Genomic DNA, 580 nt, shown 5'->3' with positions numbered 1-580 from the left:
GCTTTGTACAAACTCGGTCTACTTAATCCAGTTTCTTCAGATATTTTAGTCATTCCAATCGCTTTTGCAATGTGTCCAATTGCATTTATCACATCGTCATTATCTCCTTCTTCTAAAACAGTATTGAGATACTCTGCAATCATTTCTTTGCTGTCCAAATAATCCGCTATGTCAAATTTTGAAGTTCCCATTTTATTTATTTATTTAATTTGTTCCAGATTTCTTTCGCTTTTTTTATGTCTTTCTGTTGAGTCGACTTATCTCCACCAATGAGTAGAACAATTATTTTACCATCTTTTTCTTTGAAGTAAACTCTGTAACCTTTTGCGAAATTCACTCGTAATTCCCTAATTCCGTCACCGACAGGTTTGCAATCCCCAAAGTGTTCGTCGTTTTCTAGTTTCTGTATTCTAAACAGAATCTTGGCTTTGCCTTTCAAGTCCTTTAACTTTCTCAGCCACTTATCAAATTCGATTGTTTTTTCAATAAAGAACATAAAAACTGTATCTACTTGGATACAAATTTAAGATATTTATTTTTAATCCGCAGTAAATTTTTGGAATTTTCGACTTGAGTGAGA

The 580-nt window shown here is 32.8% G+C and carries 2 protein-coding genes; both read right to left on the bottom strand.

Annotated elements, in window-relative coordinates; translation table 11 throughout:
- The coding region (locus tag MWU82_RS24095; protein ID WP_247098306.1) for an addiction module antidote protein at positions 1–191 on the bottom strand (191 nt) is incomplete at its 3' end.
- Between the two features lie 5 nt (positions 192–196).
- The gene (locus MWU82_RS24090; RefSeq protein ID WP_072994315.1) at positions 197–496 is read right to left on the bottom strand and encodes a type II toxin-antitoxin system RelE/ParE family toxin; all 300 of its coding nucleotides are present in this window, start codon (positions 494–496) and stop codon (positions 197–199) included.
- Between the last annotated feature and the right edge of the window lie 84 nt (positions 497–580).

Origin of the sequence: Arenibacter sp. S6351L (assembly GCF_023016025.1) — a bacterium.
GTDB classification, from domain to species: domain Bacteria; phylum Bacteroidota; class Bacteroidia; order Flavobacteriales; family Flavobacteriaceae; genus Arenibacter; species Arenibacter algicola_B.
Note: the sequence above shows the minus strand (reverse complement) of the source record. Positions and strands in the feature narration are given on the sequence as shown.

Bases quoted from the DNA above. Each gene is read 5' to 3' on its own strand.
- MWU82_RS24090 (WP_072994315.1), bottom strand. From the start codon at position 496: ATGTTCTTTATTGAAAAAACAATCGAATTTGATAAGTGGCTGAGAAAG.